We start from the raw sequence: 19,713 nt of genomic DNA on the forward strand, positions 1-19,713 counted from the left end.
GGAGCGCTCTAACTGCTTATACGCCCAGAGATTTCAGTTTGCGATGCAGCGCCGAACGCTCCATGCCAACGAACTCCGCCGTACGCGAAATATTGCCACCGAAGCGGTTGATCTGCGCAATCAGATATTCTTTCTCGAAACGCTCGCGCGCCTCGCGCAACGGGAGCGCCATGATGTGCTGGTCCGACTCCGTCGGCGCACGCGGCAGCGTGTCGCCGATTTCAGCCGGCAGAAGATCGGCCGTCACTGGCGCTTCGGGATCGTCGCCACGCGCCAGAATCATCAGGCGTTCGACATTGTTGCGAAGCTGGCGAAGATTGCCCGGCCAGCTATGCGCCTGCAGAACAGCCATGGCATCCGGGCCGATCTTGCGTGGCTTGATACCTGCCTGTTCGGCAATCTGCTTCATGAAGTAATCGACCAGGGATGGAATATCCTCGCGCCGGGCAGCCAGCGGCGGCACCTGCACCGGAACCACCGAAAGACGGTGGAACAGATCCTCGCGGAACGTGCCTTCCGCAATCATACCCTCTAGATTCTGCGCCGTAGAGGAGATGATGCGCACATCCACCTTCACACGCTTGGTGCCGCCGACGCGTTCGAACTGCTGGTCGACAAGTACGCGCAGAATCTTGTTCTGCGTCTCGCGCGGCATATCCGCCACTTCATCGAGATAGAGGATACCGCTATGGGCTTCTTCCAGAGCACCAACCTTGCGCTCGCCGCCGTCCATCTCCGTGCCAAAAAGCTCGATCTCCATGCGCTCCGGCGTGATGTTCGCCGCATTGACCGTCACAAACGGCCCGTCGGCACGGCTCGACTGCGCATGGATTGCACGCGCAACAAGTTCCTTGCCCGCGCCTGACGGTCCCGTGATCATGATGCGGCTGTTGGTCGGCGCGACGCGCTCGATCGTCTGGCGTAACTGGTTCATTGCCAGTGAGGCGCCGATCAGTTCAAGATGGCCGCCGGTACGCTTGCGCAGGTTCGAGACTTCGCGCTTCAACTTCGAAGTTTCGAGCGCCCGTTCCGCGACGAGAATGAGGCGGTCGGCTTTAAACGGCTTTTCGATGAAGTCGTAGGCACCGCGCCGGATCGCCGACACCGCTGTTTCGATGTTGCCATGACCGGAAATCATCACCACCGGCAGGTCTGGATGCTGCTTCTTGATTTCATCGAGCAGCGCCAAGCCGTCCAGACGACTGCCCTGCAGCCAGATGTCCAGAAAGACCAGTCGGGGAACGCGATCATTGATCGCCGCAAGAGCGCTGTCCGCGTCGAAAGCCGTGCGTGTCTCATGGCCTTCATCGCTCAGAATGCCTGCAACAAGTTCCCGGATATCCGTTTCGTCATCAACTACAAGAATATCGGCAGCCATATCAAATCACCTGTCCAGCTATGTTCTTCTCGTCATTTTCCGTGCTCACGCCCACCTCGTCGGCAGGCGCTTGCGGAAAGACCATACGTATCATCGCGCCCCGTCCCCCATGGAAGTCCGGAGGCGCATCATGCAATTCCAGATGCCCGCCATGATCCTCAACGATCTTGCGGACAATCGCGAGACCAAGACCAGTGCCTTTCTCCCGCGTCGTCATGTAAGGTTCGAGCAGCTTCTGGCGATCGTCACCCGGCAAGCCCTTGCCATTGTCGATGATATCGACAACCAGATGCCCGTCCGCCTGATAGGAACGAATGAGAATGTGTCCCTCATCGCGATCTTCTTTCGGAAGTCCGTCAATGGCTTCGCTGGCATTCTTGATGACATTGCCAAACGCCTGCCCGATCAGGCGGCTGTCAAAGGAACCAACCAGCTTTTCTGTCCCAAAATCATTCTGGAACCGGATATCGCTGCGGCTGACTTCAATCAGGAAGGAGGCTTCGCGCAATGCCTCGCGCATATCCATGAGACGCATTTCCGGCTTTGGCATGCGGGCAAAAGCCGAAAATTCATCGACCATGCGCCCGATATCGCCCACCTGGCGAATGATCGTATCCGTGCACTGGTCGAAAACTTCGCGATCCTCGGTAATCACCTTGCCGTAACGGCGACGAATGCGTTCTGCGGAAAGCTGGATTGGCGTGAGCGGATTCTTGATCTCATGCGCAATGCGGCGTGCAACATCCGCCCAGGCCGATGAGCGCTGCGCCTGCACCAGATCGGTGATGTCATCCACCGTCACCACATAGGAATGATCTTCGGATTCCGTATCTTCGACAGTCACCTGCACATTGAAGGTGCGGGCCACGCCGCCGCGGGTCATACTGACCTGTTCGCGATGCACCGCGCGTCCAGTTGAACGTGCAACCTCGAAAGCCTGCCCGATCTCAGGCGCGATACTGGTAAGGTTCTTGCCGACCGCGTCTTCCGATGTGACCCCGAACATATGCTCCGCGGAACGGTTCAGAATGGAGATACAGCCATCGGTCTCGATACTGATGACGCCTGCCGTCACTCCCGACAGCACGGCTTCGGAGAACCGGCGGCGCTCGTCGATCTGGTCCTTGGCTGAAATCAGTTCGTTACGCTGGCTCTTAAGTTCCGCGACCATGTTGTTGAAAGTACCGGACAAAGCACCAACGTCACCATCCGAAGTCCGCACAGGCACCGAGACGTCGAGATTGCCCGCCGCCACGTCATCCGACGCTCCGATCAGCAGTCGGATTGGGCGCACCAGCCGGTCAGCGACGGCAATACCGGTCCAGATCGCCGAAAGCAGGACAATCAGCGTCAGGCCGAAATAGAGCAGTGCGAACGCGATCTGTGTCGGAATGCGGTTCGCATCCATCTCCTGATAGCGCTGGGTGTTGGCTTCCATCAGACGCATGGCGTCGATAATCTGCGAATCCACAGCCCGAACAGTATAAAGATAGACATCAGGTATCTCGCGCATCTTGATGATGGCGCCGACGAAATTACTGTTTCCTGGAGGAATGATAACCGGCTTGCCGTCCAGAGCCGTTTTCAATGCATCTTCCGTCGGTGGAGGCAAATGGCCTTCAACACCGGTGTTGCTCTTTACGACCACATCACCGTTTTCGCGCACCAGAAACGCGCCAAGCAGACCGCGACCGCGTGCCTGCAGCGTCATCGTATCAATAAATCTTTGGCGATCGAGACTGTAAACAGTGCGTTGCCCGTCCAGATCCTGCAACATCGAATAGGACGTGCTTTGCAGATTGAGTGCGGTTTCGCGAATATACGCGGTCGTCAGGCTCTGCGATGAACTCACAATATCGCGTGTATTGGTATCGAACCAGCGATCCAGACCGAGATTGAGCGTTACTGAGGCCACAATGGCGACCACGATAGCGGGTACCGCCGCGATTAGAGAAAACAGCGCTACGATACGGACATGCAGGCGCGAAGCGGCTTTTCCAAGCCGCCGCGCCATGATGATGCGATAGACTTCGCGGCAGATCAGCAGAATAAGGAACAGGATCAGCGCGACATTGATGATGACCAATGTCAGCGTGACGGTCCGGTCCGGCGTGATAGGCGTGATGCCAATCAGAATGGCAAAGGAAGCCGACGCAGTAATAAGCGCTGAAACAACAGTGATAATGCCCGGAAGCGCCAGAAGCCTGCGCCCTTCGCCACCTTGCGATGATTGTGTCTCGCTGTTCATGTCCGCCGTCAGACTCGCCGTGTTCATGTTAACCATGCTACCCAATACCGTTGCATCTATGCAACGCATTGTGGCGAAAATGCAACGTTTGTTTCGAACTGAGCTGTTGATGAAGAACAACTCGCGCTCGGAGACGGTTCGGACGTCCAGTGATCAGCCTACAGGCTCCACAAACGGCTCTCACTTTCGAGAGAAATACTTCAGAAATTGAGCCTGGCCATTGCCAGTGAGTCGATAAACTCACCGGCTCTGAACGCATCTTTTTTTCGAAGACCTTCCGAAACGAAACCGAACTTCTCATAGAGCCGGATTGCGGCGGCATTATCGACATAAACGGTCAGTTCAAGTCGCTTCAGACCGAGCCAGTTGTCGGCGACATCGATCAGCTCGCTCATCAGAGCTGCGCCGATACCCTACCCGCATGATCATCAAGTATGCCCAATATGATATCTGCCGCATGGCTCCGTCGTCCTCTGTGTCGCAGCAAGCCAGCGTTTCCGACAATCTCCTCATTGACCGTCGCAACGATCACCGTTGCTTCCGGACCGAGCGACTCCAGCCATTTCTTCGTCATATCGAGGCGTTGGGACGGGGTGCGTAATGTACCGAACCGAAATCCCGGCATGTTTGGCAGACTGGTGAGCCCTTCGGCATCTGTGGCTTCAACCGCACGAATGTCGAGATTGTCTGGCCGCATTTGAACTCCCGTGCCTGTTACATTGTTCAAATAATCTCAGTTCGTCCACTGACAGATATCCAGACAGGTCGAAACCGGCTGGCGGTTCTTGTCGCAAATACAGCCGTTTGATGCCGAGTAGGATAACGCGGATATTTCCCGCCCCTCAAATAATGAAATTGCAACAAGCACGAAAACCGGAACTGTCAGACACAGTATTCGATGCATTATGACCTCCCTTGCGTTGGAAGATCAAACATTGTCCTTGCTGGCGGAGAAATTCTCAACGCCAACAATTGCCTCCTAATTATATCGACAATCTATTGCGTATGTTGTGAAGATCTTATGTTTGCTGTCGAACTATTCGTTTTTGAGATTGTGCGTCTATGCGAGCAGGCCATTTCCAACAACAACGCCGCCCAACTCAGGCGGCGCTGTAAAATTCAGGTACTCCACCGGCGTTTTCGTACCGCGCGATCAGTTTTCCGCGCCGTAAGCGTCGAAATCGAAGTATTTGTCGTTGACTTCCTTGTACTTCCCGTTCGCGCGGATTGCCTTGATGGCATTATTGAACTTTTCGACCAGTTCAGGACGGCCTTTCTTCAAGGCAACGCCGACGCCGACGCCATGGATATTGTCATCCGACGGATAAGTGCCGACCATCTTGCAGCAAGCGCCATCTGGCGTCTTCAGCCACTCGCTCAGCGTTACGCTGTCGTCGTTGACTGCATCGAGCCGGCCATTGGCCATATCGAGCCGATATTCTTCGGCAGTCGGATAAGCCTTGATCGTGCTGTCGGTGAAAGCGTGTTCAGCATAATTTGCGTGTGTCGTAGACACCTGAACACCGATCGTCTTGCCTGCGAGATCTTCCTTGGTCACACCCTTGATATCGCTATCCTTGGGGACTGCGATGCCGGGAGGTGTGTTGTAGTATTTGTTGGAGAAGTCGACCTGCTTCTTGCGCTCGTCCGTAATCGACATGGAAGAAACATAAGCGTCGAACTTTCCGGCCTGAAGTGCCGGAATGGTGCCATCCCATTCCTGTGTGATGAAAGTACACTCGGCTTTCATTTCCTCGCAGAGCGCTCTTGCGATATCGACATCAAAACCCGACAACGAGCCATCAGGATTGGTGAAATTGAACGGCGGATATGCGCCTTCTGTTCCGATTACAAGTTTCAGCGGCTCGTCGGCATTTGCAGTGCCAATTGCCAAACCGCCCGTCGTGGCCACAATCCCCACAATCGAAGCTGCCACAGCGATACGCTTTAAAACGCGCATTCCAAGTCCTCCCATTTTAGTTTGACTGGTTCCAGAATTGGTCTTCCGGTTCAGCCCTTGCAAAGGGAAGATTCACAATCGTCATTGCGAATTGCCGACTCGTTATGATTTCTCCCCCGTCATCATCAATAGATGGTTCTAAGGAGCTTGCACAATGTCTTTTCAAGAAAGGGTGAAGCTGTTCAGAATAGGCTTAAGAAAGCGCAGCGAAACGACATGCTCAACCGCCGGTGCATACGGACGGCACAGCTCGGCCAACGCCCCAGGATAGACGTCCTTGCACGATGGTCAGTGTCTGCTTGCCGTTCGAATAGATTGTTCCTTCTTCCCCCATGGCGGGCAGATCGACAGTAGCGGCCCCGTTGACGGATACCGAAGCACGGTCACCGAAAAGACGCACTGCCAGATGCGTGCCATCCTCGCATGTATATTCGCTGACAGGATAGGGGTTGCCCGCGCCGATAGAGGCGCCAGACGCTGAATGCTCGAAGCTTGCGAGCATCAGAATACTGATCGCCGCGACCGATAAATTTCTCAGCATAACGGTTCTCCAAAGGGGCACACCAACGCAGTTGAAGCAATGAAATATTTTGTCTTTCCCGGTCTTCGGTACGCTTCGAGTAATATTCGATGCAAAAGGCGTATGGCGCAGCCGGATTGGATATCTTTACCACGTCGTCAATAGCGGCTGCAACACGGGCATATGTTGCCCCAAATGAGCAGCATGGCTAACGGCGATATTGAAATAAATGGCGCACCCGACAGGCGCCATAACTGCGTCCATATTGACTTTTCTGAAATAACGAGTACACACTTTCCCTTGTTATTTCAAAGCCTTGTATGCGAGTTTCCCTAATGGACGTTTTGGATTGTCCGCTCTAGCAACCGACCAAGATTAGGAATGAAATTAGGAAAGAGAGTTCGACTCCCCATGGCGCGAAACCTGCTCACTGTCAAAGAAATAGACAATAGCGATAAAGCGAAACTGCGTGATGGAGACGGCTTATGGTTGCATCGAGCGAAGACTGGATCATCACGATCATGGGTGTTTATTTACATCAAGCATGGTCGACGACGCGAGATGGGATTAGGCGCTTATGGTCCCGTAACGCTTGCTGCCGCGCGAAAGAAAGCTGACGCGATCCGAGAAATTATTGCCAATGGCGGTGATCCGTTCAAGGAGTTGCCTGAACGCAGGGTCGTTAAGAAGCCAGTGAGTTTCGGAAAATTTGCCGATGAGTTCATTGATACGATGGTTGCGGCTCGGAAATGGAGATCCGATAAAACCGAGGCGTCGTGGCGGGCGGCTATGAAGACCCATGCGAAGGCCATCCGCATGATACCGATTGGCGACATTAGCACAGAGGACGTTTTACGCGTCGTCAAGCCGATCTGGGCGGAGAAAAACGAAACCGCGTCGAAATTTCGCGAGCGCATAAAGGTCATCCTCGACGCAGCCAAGACGGAGGGACTTCGATCTGGTGACAATCCTGCCGAGTGGGGCGATCATCTGGCGCGGGCTCTGCCGACGCCCGACAGACTACGCAAGGGCAACCACGCCTCAATGCCCTGGCAGGAATTGCCGGCATTCATGATGAAGCTGCGCGCCGTTACTGGTATGGGTTCCGCTGCTCTCCAGTTCGCGATCCTCACGGCGGCACGATCTGGTGAGGTCCGCGGCGCGGTATGGAGCGAGTTCGATCTCGATGCGGCTGTCTGGTCCCTGCCCCCGGAGAGGATGAAAATGGGCCGTCCTCATCGTGTTCCCCTTTCTGATGCGGCGCTTGCCATCGTTACGGACATGAAAAAGCAGGCGCTTAACGATCTTGTTTTCCCAGGCATGAAGAAAAACGCACCGCTGTCGGATATGACGTTGGCGAAAGCGCTTAAGTCGGCTGGCGGCAGTGACTATACAGTGCATGGCTGTCGGGCCAGCTTTAGGACGTGGTGTCAGGAGAATGTAAAGGACGATTATGTCGCCGAGGCTTGTCTTGCACACCAGTCGGGAAGCGCAGTCGAACGCGCATATGCGCGTTCTGATTTGTTTGATCGACGCCGTGAGCTATTGAACGAATGGTCAACATATTGTGCCGCACCATCTAAATAATAGCCCATGTAGATTTTATGCTTGACTTTTTCGTCCAAAACGTCTATGTTCGAAAATGTCGATTATTTCGACTCCTCGTGTTTGATGGGGTGGTGCCCATCACTAGCCGGTTGGTACCCGGCCAATCTTAAGAGTCGGGTTCGCCCGGCATCTTGCGGCAGAAGCCGCCGGCGCCTTAGCGCGCAAGCCGGTCGTTCGCGACCAACAAACAACCAGGCCAGCGGGCCGAAACACTATCTCAACTTCAATTTCACCATGAGATTTACGCGCCCGGATTCCGTCCCGCGCGGAGGAGTTTCTATGCACCATCACAACGATAACATACCAATCCTGATTTCGCTGAACGACGCCGCCAAGCTCACCAGTTTGAGCCGAACGATGATCAATCGATATCGAGCTGAAGGCCGGTTTCCGACTGCCGTGCCCATGGGAGAGCGACGTGTCGCGTTCGTCCGCGCCGAAGTGGTCGCATGGGTTCAGGACAAGATAGCCGCCCGAGCAGCCTAACCACACCACAACAAACCAAACCGCATGCGCCATCGCCCGCGCAACGGGCCGACGCGCGCCCGCTCTCCCCGATTGGAGGATTGATGCAATACGACTCGTTAAAAGACGTACCTGAAGATCAGATCGAACGCGCAATATTATTTATGGGCGCAGCGCTTCGCCTCACACACTCGCGCACTGCAGATAGAATTGCGCAGTCCATCGTCAATGAATGCCTGCTGCATGGCGAATGTCGGCTATCGCACAAGGAATTCGAAAGGCGTACGGGATCGTGCCGACGCACAGTCTCGCGCGCCCTTCAAAACCTTTTATCCGCCAAACTCATCGAGCGAATAGATTTTACGGATGATCGCCGTTCGGTCTATCGCTGCCTATGGGAGCGCGCAGACGAGCATCGGGAATGGGGGAAAGAGTTTGATCTCCGTTGGGAAGAAGCGCGCGGTGCACGGCGTCTGAAGGATTTTGAGGCACCGGCCTATCCATCGCCGGGGGCCTCTAATGGCGAAGCTTAAGCCACTTCGCCCATATGCCTATGAAAAGGCAGCGTTCCTCGAAGACGCCAACGAAGACAGCACGCTGTCCTCCGCTGCATTGCGCGTGCTTCAAAAAATCTGCGCCGCATACAATCGAAAGGCGGGATATGCGGAATGCGCGCGAACCTTCATCGTGGACCGGGTTCCAATTAGCGTCAAAACCGTTCAGCGCGTCAAAAGGGTGCTGCTACAGAGTGGCCGAATTTTCATTGTTCGCGAACCGATCGGACGCGCGTCTACTCGCTACGGGGTGAACTGGTGGTTTCGCGGGGCGGACAAGGTTCGCAAGGCCAATGACGGCTTGCCTGTTTTAGACTGTCGCGTTCCTGCGCTAGGGGGGACATCGGTGTCATCCGTAGAGGGGACATTAACGACACCTGACATAGACACCGATGTCCCCCCTACAGTCCGTAGAGGGGACATGATGTCCCCCAAACCTATTATTAGTCCGCAAAGCGGAACTAATAATCCCACCAGCGCATCGCACATGCGCGCCCTTGCGGGCGGCATGGCGCGCGCAGGCAGGGAAGTTGAAGTGAAAGACGCGCACCTTATCCGCAGTGGCGCCGACACCATCCTCGCAATTCATATCGAACATAAGGACGGCTCCGGCGACATCATCACGGTAGTCACCGAGTCCGATTGTGCAGAGCGACAATCCGACGGACAGCGCCAGTTAGAGCGGTTGTCTATCGCCACGAACATCACGATTGACCAACCATCTGACCTTATTGGGGCGCGTTTCATCATCGGATCGGACGGCAGCTTTGAAGGAGTATCGGCATGACCGAAAACGAAACCACCGAATCCGCCACCCGCATCCATCGTGGCAAGCGCATCAGCTGGTCCGAGCTGTACCGCCAACGCCCTGACCTCAAGCCAGGCAATGATAACCAAGAGACCAGCCATGCAGCTTGATGCCAACAGCCGCCGCATCCGGGCATCGCGGGCTTTGCGGTTCGCAATGTCCGACAAGTCCGTGCCATTCCGCAAGCCGTTTACTGCCCATCGCGGAGCAGTAACCGACCTTGAAGATGGTGTACTCCGAGGCAAGCGGCTTTCTTGGGATGCCTTCTATAAGCTGCTGCCGGAGGAAGAAGAGCAGCGTCGTGCGGTAATGATTGAAGTCGCGCCAAGCTGCTACGTCAATGAGCTAACCGCTCGCCGTCTCGGCGGTGCACCGGACAGCGCACCCCGCTACGAAACCAGCGAGCCACCTCGCGCCGCTATCCGCCCGCGTTCCATCACGGTTCCACACCCCGTCAATGACAACCGCCCTGCCCGCAAGACCGCCCGTAGCGTGCCATGCAGGGCCGCACAACGGCGCCAAGTCGAAGCCAGCCTCAAGGCCACCACAGACGCAATCGCTGCCCATGCCCTTCGCATGGCCGAGAGAACGGCAAGCACTGGCCAACTTTCCACACCTGACCGCATTGCGCGTGCGCTTGAGAAGCACGACCCTACGATAGGCAAGGCTTTCTATCGCCTGCGGGAATTGATGCGCCCGCCACTGATTGCCGCAAATGACAATCTGGCGGATCCAGACGTCGAGGACAGAGACCGCGCTTGGGGGCTGGAACGCAAACACAATCAGTCTTCGATGACGCCTTCCATCCCAAAAATGCTGCGTGCTTATAAACGAGGTCAGGCAATTGGCGTCCGGTATCACAATCGTCATTCGAGGGATAAGTCCTTCACTTGGGTTGGCGGACGGGTTCGTGGCAAATTCACCGGGTTGTTTATCGGCCATGGTGAAGGTGCGCCGATGTTCTATCAAAACGATGACGGTCGGCGTCAGAAGGCGAAATACCGCGATGGTATTTTGACCGAGCGGGAGCTTGACCACGATCAGGAAGCCGAGAAACAGGCGCTCCAAATGGCGGGGCTGGCCTCCTATATAGCCCTTAAACGCGGTCCCGTTCTTCGCGGGGTCTTGGAAGATAGTTATGTCATCGGCCATCGTCGTTTTCAGCGGTATTCACCGGGCGTAGCGTCATATAAACCAACCGACTATGGCCGTTTGTGCATTTCCGACATGAAGGGCGTCGGAGAAGGAAAGACGACAGCACCGGCAATGGCTGAAATGGCTGAGATATACCGCGCCAACACGGCGGCTGATTTCCTTATCGGCCTTCCCGCCACCGACAAGCTGGTGGTCGAAACCATGCTTGTGGCCGATTCATTCTCGGAAGTAGCTGCTGCCGCAGGAAAAGAGCCGACCGCGCATAACGGCAAACGACTGGTTCTGGCTGCCCTGCAAAAATATTCTGAAAAAATTGCAGCCTGACGACCGTTTCGGGCTCTTTTCAGACCCCTTGAATAGGAAGGGACGCTTCGGCGTCCCTTTTCTTTGCCTCTTAAAAAGCAACGGCGCACCGACGCCAATTCAAGGATTAAAATGAAAACCTATGGACTTACTGCGGTCGCCACCGCAGCAGGCGTCGGTGAAACGACGTTGCGCGGCTGGTTCGACCGTGGACTTTTACCAATCGGCAGCGGGGGCCGTGATGCAGACGGGCGGTCCAATCCCCGGGCAATTCCGTTTGAAACTGCACTGCAAGCCGCAATCGCAGCTTCGTTAATTAAACTTGGCTTTACCGCTGGCCGCGCGTGCAGATTGGCGCTTTCTTTCTCGGATAGCGGGAATGAAAGGCGTCTCCCAGGGCAACTATTCACCGATGATTTGACCGTACTGATGGCAACGCCAGAGCGTGAAGCTGCGCACATCGTGCCTGCTAGTTTCGTTTCCGAAGCTCTCATCGATGAGGGATCGACACTCTCCAGTTCAGCTTTTGTCAATGTGAACGAAATTTATCGCAACGTTGCCGGTCGTCTACACCATCCCATCACCCCACAAGCAATGATTTAACAGGACACTATAATGGATTTTACCGAAATTCAGACCCTTATCGAAGATCAGGGTCGAGCATTCGAGTCATTCAAAGCAGATCATAACGCAGCCCTCGACGAGCAGGCGCAGCGTATTGCTGCCCTTCAGACGGCTGGTGCGCATCGACCGGGCGCAATCGATAAGCCTAATCTTGCGCAAAGTGCAGATTTCAAGGCAATGCGTGATTTCATGCGTGGCGCGCGCGCAGAAATGACAGGTTCGAACGGCCCCGATGGCGGCTATACAGTTCCGAAAGAGGTCGATAGCACCATCCATGATCAGCTCGTCTCGATCAGCCCAATGCGTTCCATCGCGCGGGTCGTCCAGACTTCCACCAGAGATTATCATACGCTGATCGGCACACGTGGCACGACCACTGGTTGGGTTGGCGAAGAGGGTGAGCGCACCGAAACCGACACGCCGAACCTTGCAGACATTGTGCCACCTTCAGGTGAAGTTTTCGCTTATCCTTTTGCGACGAACTGGCTTCTCGATGATGCCGCATTCGAGCTCGACGCTTGGTTGCGTGACAACGTCACTACTGAAATTGCACTCCAGGAAGGGCAGGCGTTCATTTCGGGAGACGGCGTCAATAAGCCGAGGGGTTTGCTCACTTATACCGCTGCTTCGCCTCATCCGCTGGGCACCATTGGCGAAGTGGAAACCGGCGCTGCCGCTGACATCACGCCAGACGGCTTGATTGACGTGGTTTACAACTTGGCGGCCCCGTATCGCCAAGGCGCTGCGTTCCTAATGAATAGCGCGACAGCTGGCAAAGTCAGGAAAATGAAGCTGGCAGATGGCACGTACATCTGGCAGCCAAGCTTGATCGTTGGGCAGCCGGCAACGATCCTAGGTTATCCCGTCGTGATTGATGAATCCATGCCTGACGTTGCAGCCGACGCGACGCCGATCTCATTCGGCAATTTCAAGCGCGGTTACCTCATCACCGATCGAACCGGTATTAGCGTCGTGCGAGACAATGTCACCAAGCCGGGGTGGACCAAGTTCTACTTTGCCAAGCGGGTTGGCGGCTGCATTGCGGACATCAAGGCATTGCGTCTGCTGCGCGTAAAGCAATCTGGCTAAGCGATAATCTAAGAGGCTGGGAAACCAGCCTCTTTTCTTCTGTGTGTAAATCAGGAGTTTCAATGATCAAGATCACTTCGATGACAGCCCGTCGGTTAAAACCAACCAAGGCGGGAAGCATCGGTCATGCTGTCTTCAGCTTTGTTACAGACGATTTCGGATTGAATGGCTGCATCCTCGCAAGAGCAATTAACGGAGAATGGAAGGTCTGGGCACCTACCATCGATGTTAATGCGGCACGGAAACAGCGAGAGCAGACCGAACGCGTGTTTTTCCGCAGGAGCGGTACGCTGTATCCCGCGGTCGTCAACGCAGCAGTGGACGCATACACAGCCCTCTTTGGCGATCCCGAAGGTGTGGTAGATGCCAATCGGTAGAGTTATCACCTTTCTCAATGGCTACGGCTTCATCGCCGCCGAGCCGTGCAACGTGTTCTTTCATCGCTCTGTCATCGACGGCAACACGCCGAAGGTCGGCGATACCGTTCGCTATGATGCCGTGCCGGACGGCCGCAATAGCCCTCGCGCAACATCGGTGCGGATCATCGATCCCGCCGTCTTGGCCGAAGCCGAGAGGGTCTTCGGATCGACATGAGTAGAGGTGAAAGCGCAGCTTGGCAGCACCTTTATAAGCGGTCGCGATGGCTCAAGATGCGTGAGCGGCATCTGATGCAGTCGCCCTTGTGCGTTTATTGCCTTGAGGTTGGCGACGTGGAGCCTGCCACGATTTGTGATCATCGCACCCCGCATAGAGGGAGCGAGGATCTCTTCTGGGACGCTGACAATCTCATGTCCTTGTGCAAGCCCTGTCATGATCGGATCAAGCAGCGCGAAGAGCGCGGAGAGAAGGTCATCCGATTTGGCGCGGACGGCTACCCCATCGAGTGACCCACCCACCCTATGGGGGGAACCGAAGTCTGGAAGCCGCTCGCTCTAGGAGCGGGTGGGCACCACAACGCATACACGTGTTGCCCCGGTTCAAATAAATTTTTGGAGGCTGAATGCCGAAAAACCCCACCAATGCGGCACTTAAGCCGCCCAAACATTTGCAAAAATCGACGCAAACTTGGTTCAAATCGGTAACAGAGGACTTCGATCTAGAACCGCATCACGTCAAATTGCTCACCCTTGCTGCCGAGGCATGGGACCGAGCCGTTGCGGCCCGCGAAGTCATCGACGCGCAAGGGCTGACGTATCTTGATCGTTTCGACCAGCCGAAAGCCCGGCCAGAAGTCGCAATCGAGCGTGACTCCCGCATCGGTTTTGCTCGCCTCATTCGCGAGCTTGCCCTTGACGGTGTGGAATCGCCAGAAACGCCGCGCGCACCTCGCACGGCTGATTACGGGAGCCGCCGCTGATGCCAGTGCGTCGCAAAGCCGACAGAAGGCGCACTGCGTTCGTCTTCGACATTTGGGAGGAATATCTCGAGACCGGCATCGATATGTTTTCGGATCTACATCACGCCGGGATTACGGTCGACCACGAGCCGCCGCCTCGTGAGATGGCAGAACAGGCTTGGCGCGCCCTGGGCCGTCAGGTCGTCGATATTCATGGTCCCGATTGCTGGGGCGTCCGCAAGCTTGGGCTGCCCTAATGCCGGTTCGTAAACGATACAACCGGCGATCTGATCGAATGGATTTCGAGATTACGCCTGAAATTCGGGCCGCATTTGGAGCTTACATCGAAAGCGAACCGGTCGACGGCGGCGGATGGAGAGAGCATTGGCGGCTGCACGATAAACTGCATGAGGCCGGCGCTCTGAAGCTACCGTATTGTCCGCCCTGCTGTTTCCACCCACAGGATCACGGAATCCGATGGCAATACATGCCCCATGCCGTGGCCATTTATCGTCATCTTTCACAATAACCGCCCGCTCAAAGCGGGCTCTTTCTTAGGAAATCCAATGAAAAGCCAACGCATATCCGTCGAGGGTACGCGGTGTCCAACCGCGCCTGAATCGACGGCAACGAAGATAGCAGCAAGACCTTTTTCAGACGGTTCTTTCTTTTCAGACGGATCAGGTTTTTCCGACAACTTGAGAAATTCACACCCTGCCTTGGCGGGGCGTTTTGCCATGGAGCATTCGCATGACCGTTCGCACGATTGACGAGATTTACCGCGATTTCGTAACTGATGGGGTTCCCGCGTCGGGACCTTTCGAACCCTACAAGCCGGATATCCGCGACACGCTGAAGGCGCTGACAGAGGGGAGCGAAAACTTCCCTGACAATCGAGTGATTAAGCTCAATAATGCGAATGAAGGAACTCCGAACGAAATCATTGTTTCGGCTTCTGTTGCCATCCCTACGGCTGCGTATCAGGTTCTTTACATCCTGAACGTCACTCAGGAGAACACCGGGCCTGTGACTGTATCAGGCGCGATCAATCGCGATCTGGTTACCAATATCAACCAGCCGATTGTACCGGGCTATCTCATCCCTGGCATGGCGCTGCTCTGTATTGATACCGGAACTGAGCTGCGTTTGCTGTCCTATGGGAACGCTGAAGCCATTCTTGCCGCCGCTGAAGATGCTGCTGCGCGGGCCGAGGCGGCTGCGGCTGGGGTAAATTTGCCAGAGTTGACGAGTGGTGATGCGAATAAGGTTTTGACCGTTAAACCGGACGGAAGCGGATATGATGTCAAGCTGGTTTCGGAAGCTAACGTAACCAATGCACCCAACGATGCTCTACGGATCACTATTGGAAATATCGCCAATCCTGCCCGTTATGGAACATACGATCCGACAGGGGTTGCAGACAGCACAGCCGCCATTAATGCCGCTTTGTCTTCCAAGAAATATGTCGAGTTGGGAGAAGGTGATTTTCGAATATCTTCAAAAGTAGTTATCGGCTCAAGCTATCGGATGCTGAAGGGATATGCGCCCGGCATTACACGACTTCTGAGCTACAGCGCGGCTAATCCCGTCATTGAGATTGCCGCTGGCCTTGAAGGCATCAATATCGACGGCTTCACGGTCGCGCATGCAGTAACACCGACCAATGGTGGGAATGGCATAACCGCGCTAGGTGATCTTGCCATGTCGAGTATCAAGAGAATGAACGCAGTCGCGAATTATATCGGCATGACGCTGCGCTCGACGGGTTATTCAAAACTGGAAGAAATATTCCTTTCGAATAATCTCGGAGACGGTCTCATCATATTGAACACAGCCGGTCATGCCGCTTGTCAATGGTATATTGATGACGTTCTTAGCCAGGCGAACGGCGGGCGTGGTGCATTCGTACAGTCAATTCCGGGGGCTAGTGGGCTTCTATTGGGCGACTGGTCTCGCTTCCGAACCTTTGCGAACAGTGGCTTTGGCATTGCTTTGCTAGGTACCGCGAGTGAGCCGGTGCAGGCATTCAGACTACATGAAAGCTTTTTGGGGGCTGATGGAGGAGGGGAACTTTATCTCGACACTTACGGTTTCGGGCACAAAATTCATGACACATTCTTTGAACGGTCTGGGCTTGACCCGACGGGGCCGACGCTAACAACCCCTGCTTCCGGGGTGGGATGGGGTATTCAAGCCACGGCGAATAATACCGATTTCAGAGTGGATAATTCAAGTATCTCCTATTGTTCGCAAGGCGGCGTGTATTCCGAAGCTGGGAAGCTTCGCCTTACGACAGTGTTTTTTGATCATCTTACAGCCGGTGTGAACGTGGCGAATGGGAATACTTATCGGGAGGTTGGTTGCGATTTTACATCGGTAACCACGCCACGCACCATCGTAGCTAACCCTCAAGGAGCAATCATCGTGGGTTCTGACACAGGATCAGCAGGGGCTAACCCAACACGCATTCCTGGCGGGATTACAGTTGGCAATGCAACAGGTGGCGATCCAGGCGCGGGCCTGATCAATGTCGCTGGCGGTCTACTCAAGAACAACGTTGCATATAATAATCCGTAAGATAGGGGATGGATGCGGTTAGCGCATGACGATTGTAATGAGTGAGCCAGATTGCTATAGGTCTGGCTCATTTTCGTGTCATGGATTGTGTCAAGTGCTGGATCATATAACTATCTTTCTTCCTATTGCTTATCGTGGCGGTTCACTGAGGGTGACGAAAACCATCGCTAAAATGATCCGGGTTGGCAGTAACTATAATTGCGGCGTTCGGATTGCGGTGTTGGAAGGGGCGTATGATCTTCTTTCGGAGTTCAATGACGTTTATAAATTAGGTGTTGATGTTCGCGAATTTAGTTGGAGTGAAGTTTCCGCCGAAGAGGTAAACTTTTCGAATGTTATTCAAGGGCGACAGAGAAAGCTCAATCATGAAAAGTATTATATGCCAAATGATGGCGTTGATAACTTCATGAAATCTGACTTGTGGTTTATTGTTTCTGATCGTCTTACAAAGCCTATAGCTCCAGTTCGACCGTATGTAGTTTTTGCGACAGACTATATCCAGCGCTATGTACCTGGCATCTTTCCAAAAGAAGGGTGGGGCACCATCGATATGTCGTTTTTATATACTGTCAGAAACGCGGATGCTGTCGTCACAACAACCCCCCAAACGAAGAAGGATGCAGTTTCGTTTGTCGGTGTCCCTGCATCAAAAGTTCATCTGGCTCCTATGGATTTTGATCCAACGGCATTCCCGGAGGTCGATTACACTAACCTTAACCCGCAAGATCACATCATTTGGCCGACTAACCCCACGCCACATAAGAACCATGTAAGAGCGTTCGAAGCGCTTGAGAGATATTATGGTCGTTTAGGCGGCAGTTTTAAGATAAAGATAGTTGGCCCCAATACTGGATGGCTGGACCCGGAACAAGAGCTACCGGACTGGCTCAGCGGTAATAAGCACATCACAGATGCCAGAAAAGTATTAGAAACGCATAAAGACCTGTCCGAAATGGTCGAATTCTTGGGTGAAGTGTCAGACGACCAGTACGCTTCATTGGTATCAAGCGCTCAATTTATGTGGCATCCGACATTGATAGATAATGGCACTTTTGCTGTAGCAGAAGCTGCGTGGTTTAAATGTCCAGCATTATCCAGCGGATATCCTCAGATGAGATATATCGGCGAGCGCTTCTCTATCCCGATGAAGTTCTTTAACGCAAGTTCTGTCAAAGAAATGGCAGAAGCTCTGCGTGACATGGAGAAAGATGTCGAAAACTGGCGGAGTGGACTTCCATCGCAGCAGAGCCTTTCTAAGCACACGTGGGAACATTATTCAAAAGAATACTGGAATATGCTTCAAGGAATAGCAGCATGAAAAATTTGGGCATTATTCTAGGCTTTACACCCCGTGAACTCGTTCCGCACGAGGGAATTGCAAGGCTTATTGGCTTCGTTGTCAGAGGGGCCGTCAACTCCCCAGAGGTATCAGTTACGATCGCAGGACCCGCTTGGCTTCGCAAAGAAATAAAGTTTTTGCTTGAAGATGCGGGCATCGACCCTCGAAAAGTCGACATAGTTACAACGAACGGAGAACCTTTTCTAATTCGGTTCTGGAGATTGTCTCAGCGGCTCAAACGAAAGGCCAGGCCAACTGTTCGTAAAAACAGATTAATGAGATTGCTGACACGAGTACTTAGCTACATCGTGGCTTGGCTTTCAAGTGCTTCCATTTTCACTTTTTTAGCCGGTGGCATTATTTTCGCGTTACTTGCAATCGTTTTCGCGATCCCGGTCTTGATTGGAGGAACCGCGGTTGCAGCATTCTTAATTTACAGACGGCTCGCTCCCCGCATAAAAAGCAGCAAACTCTACAAGGTGCGTAAGTGGCTGTCAGCCAAGATTGGGTATGTTGTCAGCACAGTAGGGCCGCTGGATAAAGTTAGGTCGACTGAACTGGACCGTTTGGTTAAAAAGCTAAACAAGCGGCGAGATATAGATGTCTGGTATGTTCCTTCCATGTTTTGGCCGGAAGTAAGCAATTTGCAGGGCAAGGTTTTGATGGCTGCTCCGGATATTGTCTTTTATGAGCACCCGGCTCAATTTTTATCGCCTGGGGATGAAAGAATGCTCGGTCGCATGTCAAAGAGCATTGCAGCCGCCGATCACCTTATCTGCTACAGCGACTATGTGAAGCAAAATCATATCGTTAAACGCCATAGCGTACCGTCAGATCGCGTGCACGTCATACGGCACGGTTACGTTGATACTGCATCGATTGAGAAAGGCGACGGTTCAAGGGAAAGCTCTCTTGAAGTTTTGCATCAGTATATCGATGACAAGAACAATGATTTGCCCGAGTACCTGCGTGGTTTTAGGTTTGATGATGTAGATTTTCTATTTTATTCATCGCAGGTCCGGCCCCACAAAAATATAGAAAGTTTGATTGTTGTATTCGAGCGGCTTCTAAGGGAGCACTACAGGCCGGTTAAGTTGGTGCTGACCGGAAGAGTTCTCGGCAATCCGCGACTCAAACATATTATCGATAAGTACGGTTTAGGCAGAGACGTGATATCCCTACCATCTATACCGAACCATGTTCTGGCAGCGTTGTATAGGCTTGCGACCGTCTCTGTCACGCCAACTCAATTTGAAGGCGGCTTTCCATTTACGTTCTCAGAGGCGTACTCTGTCGGAACACCTTCGGTTATGAGCCGCATTCCGGTAGTAGAAGAGCTAGTAGACGATGAAAACTTGCTGGAGAAAATGACCTTTAACCCACACAATCAGCGAGAGATGTTAGATCGAATTTTGTGGGCTTTGGACAATAGAGAAGAACTTATTGCGCTGCAGAAGCCGCTATTCGATAGGTTCAGCGCCCGATCTTGGGATCTTGTCGCAAACGAGTATGTTGATTTGGCCGTCAATATCGCGTCTGGTCAGATGAACGGTACTGAAGATCAATCAAGGTAGGAGATATGCGCATAGGCTTCCCCAGATTGTCGCTGATAGTACAGGAGACGATGTAACGCGACCCGATGTACGGTCACTTGTTCGTATTCCGTGGCCGTCAGCCGGCGTCGGCACGGTCATGTTTACCCCCGCGCAACTTGGCTATTTTCCTGGAGGATATAGGTTGGCGGGGCCA

General features: G+C 53.8%; 21 protein-coding genes and 1 pseudogene. 16 read left to right on the forward strand and 6 right to left on the reverse strand.

Annotated elements, in window-relative coordinates:
* Positions 1-16: 16 nt before the first annotated feature.
* The 5 genes and pseudogenes from ntrX to ACYSN1_RS01390 form a co-directional block, all read right to left on the reverse strand.
* Positions 17-1,378, reverse strand: a complete 1,362-nt coding sequence (gene ntrX, locus ACYSN1_RS01370) for a nitrogen assimilation response regulator NtrX (RefSeq protein ID WP_461724093.1) — start codon at positions 1,376-1,378, stop codon at positions 17-19.
* Between the two features lies 1 nt (position 1,379).
* Positions 1,380-3,695: a sensor histidine kinase NtrY-like gene (locus tag ACYSN1_RS01375; protein WP_461724094.1), complete on the reverse strand. Its 2,316-nt coding sequence runs from the start codon at positions 3,693-3,695 to the stop codon at positions 1,380-1,382.
* Positions 3,696-3,826: 131 nt separating this feature from the next.
* Positions 3,827-4,323: pseudogene (locus tag ACYSN1_RS01380) on the reverse strand (GNAT family N-acetyltransferase).
* Between the two features lie 456 nt (positions 4,324-4,779).
* The gene (locus ACYSN1_RS01385; RefSeq protein WP_235894828.1) at positions 4,780-5,586 is read right to left on the reverse strand and encodes an ABC transporter substrate-binding protein; all 807 of its coding nucleotides are present in this window, start codon (positions 5,584-5,586) and stop codon (positions 4,780-4,782) included.
* A 220-nt stretch (positions 5,587-5,806) separates the two neighbouring features.
* Positions 5,807-6,127 (reverse strand): hypothetical protein, encoded by a 321-nt coding sequence (locus ACYSN1_RS01390; protein WP_461724095.1) that lies wholly within the window; start codon positions 6,125-6,127, stop codon positions 5,807-5,809.
* Positions 6,128-6,517: 390 nt separating this feature from the next.
* On the opposite strand from ACYSN1_RS01390, the gene ACYSN1_RS01395 reads away from it, so the two are divergent.
* The 13 genes from ACYSN1_RS01395 to ACYSN1_RS01455 all read left to right on the forward strand — a co-directional run bounded on the left by ACYSN1_RS01395 (position 6,518) and on the right by ACYSN1_RS01455 (position 14,305).
* Positions 6,518-7,693, forward strand: a complete 1,176-nt coding sequence (locus ACYSN1_RS01395) for a tyrosine-type recombinase/integrase (RefSeq protein WP_461724096.1) — start codon at positions 6,518-6,520, stop codon at positions 7,691-7,693.
* A 300-nt stretch (positions 7,694-7,993) separates the two neighbouring features.
* Complete coding sequence (locus ACYSN1_RS01400) at positions 7,994-8,200, forward strand: helix-turn-helix transcriptional regulator (protein ID WP_461724097.1); 207 nt, start codon at positions 7,994-7,996, stop codon at positions 8,198-8,200.
* Positions 8,201-8,283: 83 nt separating this feature from the next.
* Complete coding sequence (locus tag ACYSN1_RS01405; protein WP_461724098.1) at positions 8,284-8,712, forward strand: MarR family transcriptional regulator; 429 nt, start codon at positions 8,284-8,286, stop codon at positions 8,710-8,712.
* Complete coding sequence (locus ACYSN1_RS01410; RefSeq protein WP_461724099.1) at positions 8,699-9,520, forward strand: hypothetical protein; 822 nt, start codon at positions 8,699-8,701, stop codon at positions 9,518-9,520. Before ACYSN1_RS01405 ends, ACYSN1_RS01410 begins: the two co-directional genes overlap by 14 nt.
* The gene (locus ACYSN1_RS01415) at positions 9,517-9,651 is read left to right on the forward strand and encodes a hypothetical protein (RefSeq protein ID WP_461724100.1); all 135 of its coding nucleotides are present in this window, start codon (positions 9,517-9,519) and stop codon (positions 9,649-9,651) included. Before ACYSN1_RS01410 ends, ACYSN1_RS01415 begins: the two co-directional genes overlap by 4 nt.
* A complete protein-coding gene (locus ACYSN1_RS01420; protein WP_461724101.1) occupies positions 9,641-11,020 on the forward strand; it encodes a hypothetical protein in 1,380 nt (459 codons plus the stop codon). The genes ACYSN1_RS01415 and ACYSN1_RS01420 overlap by 11 nt, the downstream gene beginning before the upstream one ends.
* Before the next feature lie 111 nt (positions 11,021-11,131).
* The gene (locus ACYSN1_RS01425; protein ID WP_461724102.1) at positions 11,132-11,602 is read left to right on the forward strand and encodes a hypothetical protein; all 471 of its coding nucleotides are present in this window, start codon (positions 11,132-11,134) and stop codon (positions 11,600-11,602) included.
* 12 nt (positions 11,603-11,614) lie between these two features.
* The gene (locus tag ACYSN1_RS01430) at positions 11,615-12,712 is read left to right on the forward strand and encodes a phage major capsid protein (RefSeq protein WP_461724103.1); all 1,098 of its coding nucleotides are present in this window, start codon (positions 11,615-11,617) and stop codon (positions 12,710-12,712) included.
* Positions 12,713-12,774: 62 nt separating this feature from the next.
* On the forward strand, positions 12,775-13,089 hold the full coding sequence (locus tag ACYSN1_RS01435) for a hypothetical protein (RefSeq protein WP_461724104.1): 315 nt from the start codon (positions 12,775-12,777) through the stop codon (positions 13,087-13,089).
* On the forward strand, positions 13,076-13,306 hold the full coding sequence (locus tag ACYSN1_RS01440) for a cold-shock protein (protein ID WP_461724105.1): 231 nt from the start codon (positions 13,076-13,078) through the stop codon (positions 13,304-13,306). The genes ACYSN1_RS01435 and ACYSN1_RS01440 overlap by 14 nt, the downstream gene beginning before the upstream one ends.
* A 56-nt stretch (positions 13,307-13,362) precedes the next feature.
* Complete coding sequence (locus ACYSN1_RS01445) at positions 13,363-13,599, forward strand: HNH endonuclease signature motif containing protein (RefSeq protein ID WP_461724106.1); 237 nt, start codon at positions 13,363-13,365, stop codon at positions 13,597-13,599.
* A 113-nt stretch (positions 13,600-13,712) separates the two neighbouring features.
* Positions 13,713-14,069 (forward strand): P27 family phage terminase small subunit, encoded by a 357-nt coding sequence (locus tag ACYSN1_RS01450; protein ID WP_461724107.1) that lies wholly within the window; start codon positions 13,713-13,715, stop codon positions 14,067-14,069.
* Positions 14,069-14,305, forward strand: a complete 237-nt coding sequence (locus ACYSN1_RS01455; RefSeq protein WP_461724108.1) for a hypothetical protein — start codon at positions 14,069-14,071, stop codon at positions 14,303-14,305. The genes ACYSN1_RS01450 and ACYSN1_RS01455 overlap by 1 nt, the downstream gene beginning before the upstream one ends.
* Before the next feature lie 263 nt (positions 14,306-14,568).
* Here ACYSN1_RS01455 and ACYSN1_RS01460 read toward each other — a convergent pair whose 3' ends face one another.
* Positions 14,569-14,787 carry a hypothetical protein gene (locus ACYSN1_RS01460; RefSeq protein WP_461724109.1) on the reverse strand — a complete coding sequence of 73 codons (219 nt, stop codon included), beginning with the start codon at positions 14,785-14,787 and terminating at the stop codon, positions 14,569-14,571.
* Positions 14,788-14,798: 11 nt separating this feature from the next.
* Here ACYSN1_RS01460 and ACYSN1_RS01465 point away from each other — a divergent pair, with 11 nt between their 5' ends.
* The 3 genes from ACYSN1_RS01465 to ACYSN1_RS01475 all read left to right on the forward strand — a co-directional run bounded on the left by ACYSN1_RS01465 (position 14,799) and on the right by ACYSN1_RS01475 (position 19,538).
* Positions 14,799-16,625, forward strand: a complete 1,827-nt coding sequence (locus tag ACYSN1_RS01465; RefSeq protein WP_461724110.1) for a hypothetical protein — start codon at positions 14,799-14,801, stop codon at positions 16,623-16,625.
* A gap of 94 nt (positions 16,626-16,719) precedes the next feature.
* The gene (locus ACYSN1_RS01470; RefSeq protein ID WP_461724111.1) at positions 16,720-17,943 is read left to right on the forward strand and encodes a glycosyltransferase family protein; all 1,224 of its coding nucleotides are present in this window, start codon (positions 16,720-16,722) and stop codon (positions 17,941-17,943) included.
* Positions 17,940-19,538 (forward strand): glycosyltransferase, encoded by a 1,599-nt coding sequence (locus ACYSN1_RS01475; RefSeq protein ID WP_461724112.1) that lies wholly within the window; start codon positions 17,940-17,942, stop codon positions 19,536-19,538. The genes ACYSN1_RS01470 and ACYSN1_RS01475 overlap by 4 nt, the downstream gene beginning before the upstream one ends.
* The last annotated feature ends 175 nt before the right edge of the window (positions 19,539-19,713 follow it).

The organism is Brucella sp. LJL56 (genome assembly GCF_054871705.1).

What these genes read in the sequence shown, in the direction of transcription:
- ntrX (WP_461724093.1), bottom strand. Translation starts at nt 1,378, where the DNA reads ATGGCTGCCGATATTCTTGTAGTTGATGACGAAACGGATATCCGGGAA.
- ACYSN1_RS01375 (WP_461724094.1), bottom strand. Translation starts at nt 3,695, where the DNA reads ATGCGTTGCATAGATGCAACGGTATTGGGTAGCATGGTTAACATGAAC.
- ACYSN1_RS01385 (WP_235894828.1), bottom strand. Translation starts at nt 5,586, where the DNA reads ATGCGCGTTTTAAAGCGTATCGCTGTGGCAGCTTCGATTGTGGGGATT.
- ACYSN1_RS01390 (WP_461724095.1), bottom strand. Translation starts at nt 6,127, where the DNA reads ATGCTGAGAAATTTATCGGTCGCGGCGATCAGTATTCTGATGCTCGCA.
- ACYSN1_RS01395 (WP_461724096.1), top strand. Translation starts at nt 6,518, where the DNA reads ATGGCGCGAAACCTGCTCACTGTCAAAGAAATAGACAATAGCGATAAA.
- ACYSN1_RS01400 (WP_461724097.1), top strand. Translation starts at nt 7,994, where the DNA reads ATGCACCATCACAACGATAACATACCAATCCTGATTTCGCTGAACGAC.
- ACYSN1_RS01405 (WP_461724098.1), top strand. Translation starts at nt 8,284, where the DNA reads ATGCAATACGACTCGTTAAAAGACGTACCTGAAGATCAGATCGAACGC.
- ACYSN1_RS01410 (WP_461724099.1), top strand. Translation starts at nt 8,699, where the DNA reads ATGGCGAAGCTTAAGCCACTTCGCCCATATGCCTATGAAAAGGCAGCG.
- ACYSN1_RS01415 (WP_461724100.1), top strand. Translation starts at nt 9,517, where the DNA reads ATGACCGAAAACGAAACCACCGAATCCGCCACCCGCATCCATCGTGGC.
- ACYSN1_RS01420 (WP_461724101.1), top strand. Translation starts at nt 9,641, where the DNA reads ATGCAGCTTGATGCCAACAGCCGCCGCATCCGGGCATCGCGGGCTTTG.
- ACYSN1_RS01425 (WP_461724102.1), top strand. Translation starts at nt 11,132, where the DNA reads ATGAAAACCTATGGACTTACTGCGGTCGCCACCGCAGCAGGCGTCGGT.
- ACYSN1_RS01430 (WP_461724103.1), top strand. Translation starts at nt 11,615, where the DNA reads ATGGATTTTACCGAAATTCAGACCCTTATCGAAGATCAGGGTCGAGCA.
- ACYSN1_RS01435 (WP_461724104.1), top strand. Translation starts at nt 12,775, where the DNA reads ATGATCAAGATCACTTCGATGACAGCCCGTCGGTTAAAACCAACCAAG.
- ACYSN1_RS01440 (WP_461724105.1), top strand. Translation starts at nt 13,076, where the DNA reads ATGCCAATCGGTAGAGTTATCACCTTTCTCAATGGCTACGGCTTCATC.
- ACYSN1_RS01445 (WP_461724106.1), top strand. Translation starts at nt 13,363, where the DNA reads ATGCGTGAGCGGCATCTGATGCAGTCGCCCTTGTGCGTTTATTGCCTT.
- ACYSN1_RS01450 (WP_461724107.1), top strand. Translation starts at nt 13,713, where the DNA reads ATGCCGAAAAACCCCACCAATGCGGCACTTAAGCCGCCCAAACATTTG.
- ACYSN1_RS01455 (WP_461724108.1), top strand. Translation starts at nt 14,069, where the DNA reads ATGCCAGTGCGTCGCAAAGCCGACAGAAGGCGCACTGCGTTCGTCTTC.
- ACYSN1_RS01460 (WP_461724109.1), bottom strand. Translation starts at nt 14,787, where the DNA reads ATGGCAAAACGCCCCGCCAAGGCAGGGTGTGAATTTCTCAAGTTGTCG.
- ACYSN1_RS01465 (WP_461724110.1), top strand. Translation starts at nt 14,799, where the DNA reads ATGACCGTTCGCACGATTGACGAGATTTACCGCGATTTCGTAACTGAT.
- ACYSN1_RS01475 (WP_461724112.1), top strand. Translation starts at nt 17,940, where the DNA reads ATGAAAAATTTGGGCATTATTCTAGGCTTTACACCCCGTGAACTCGTT.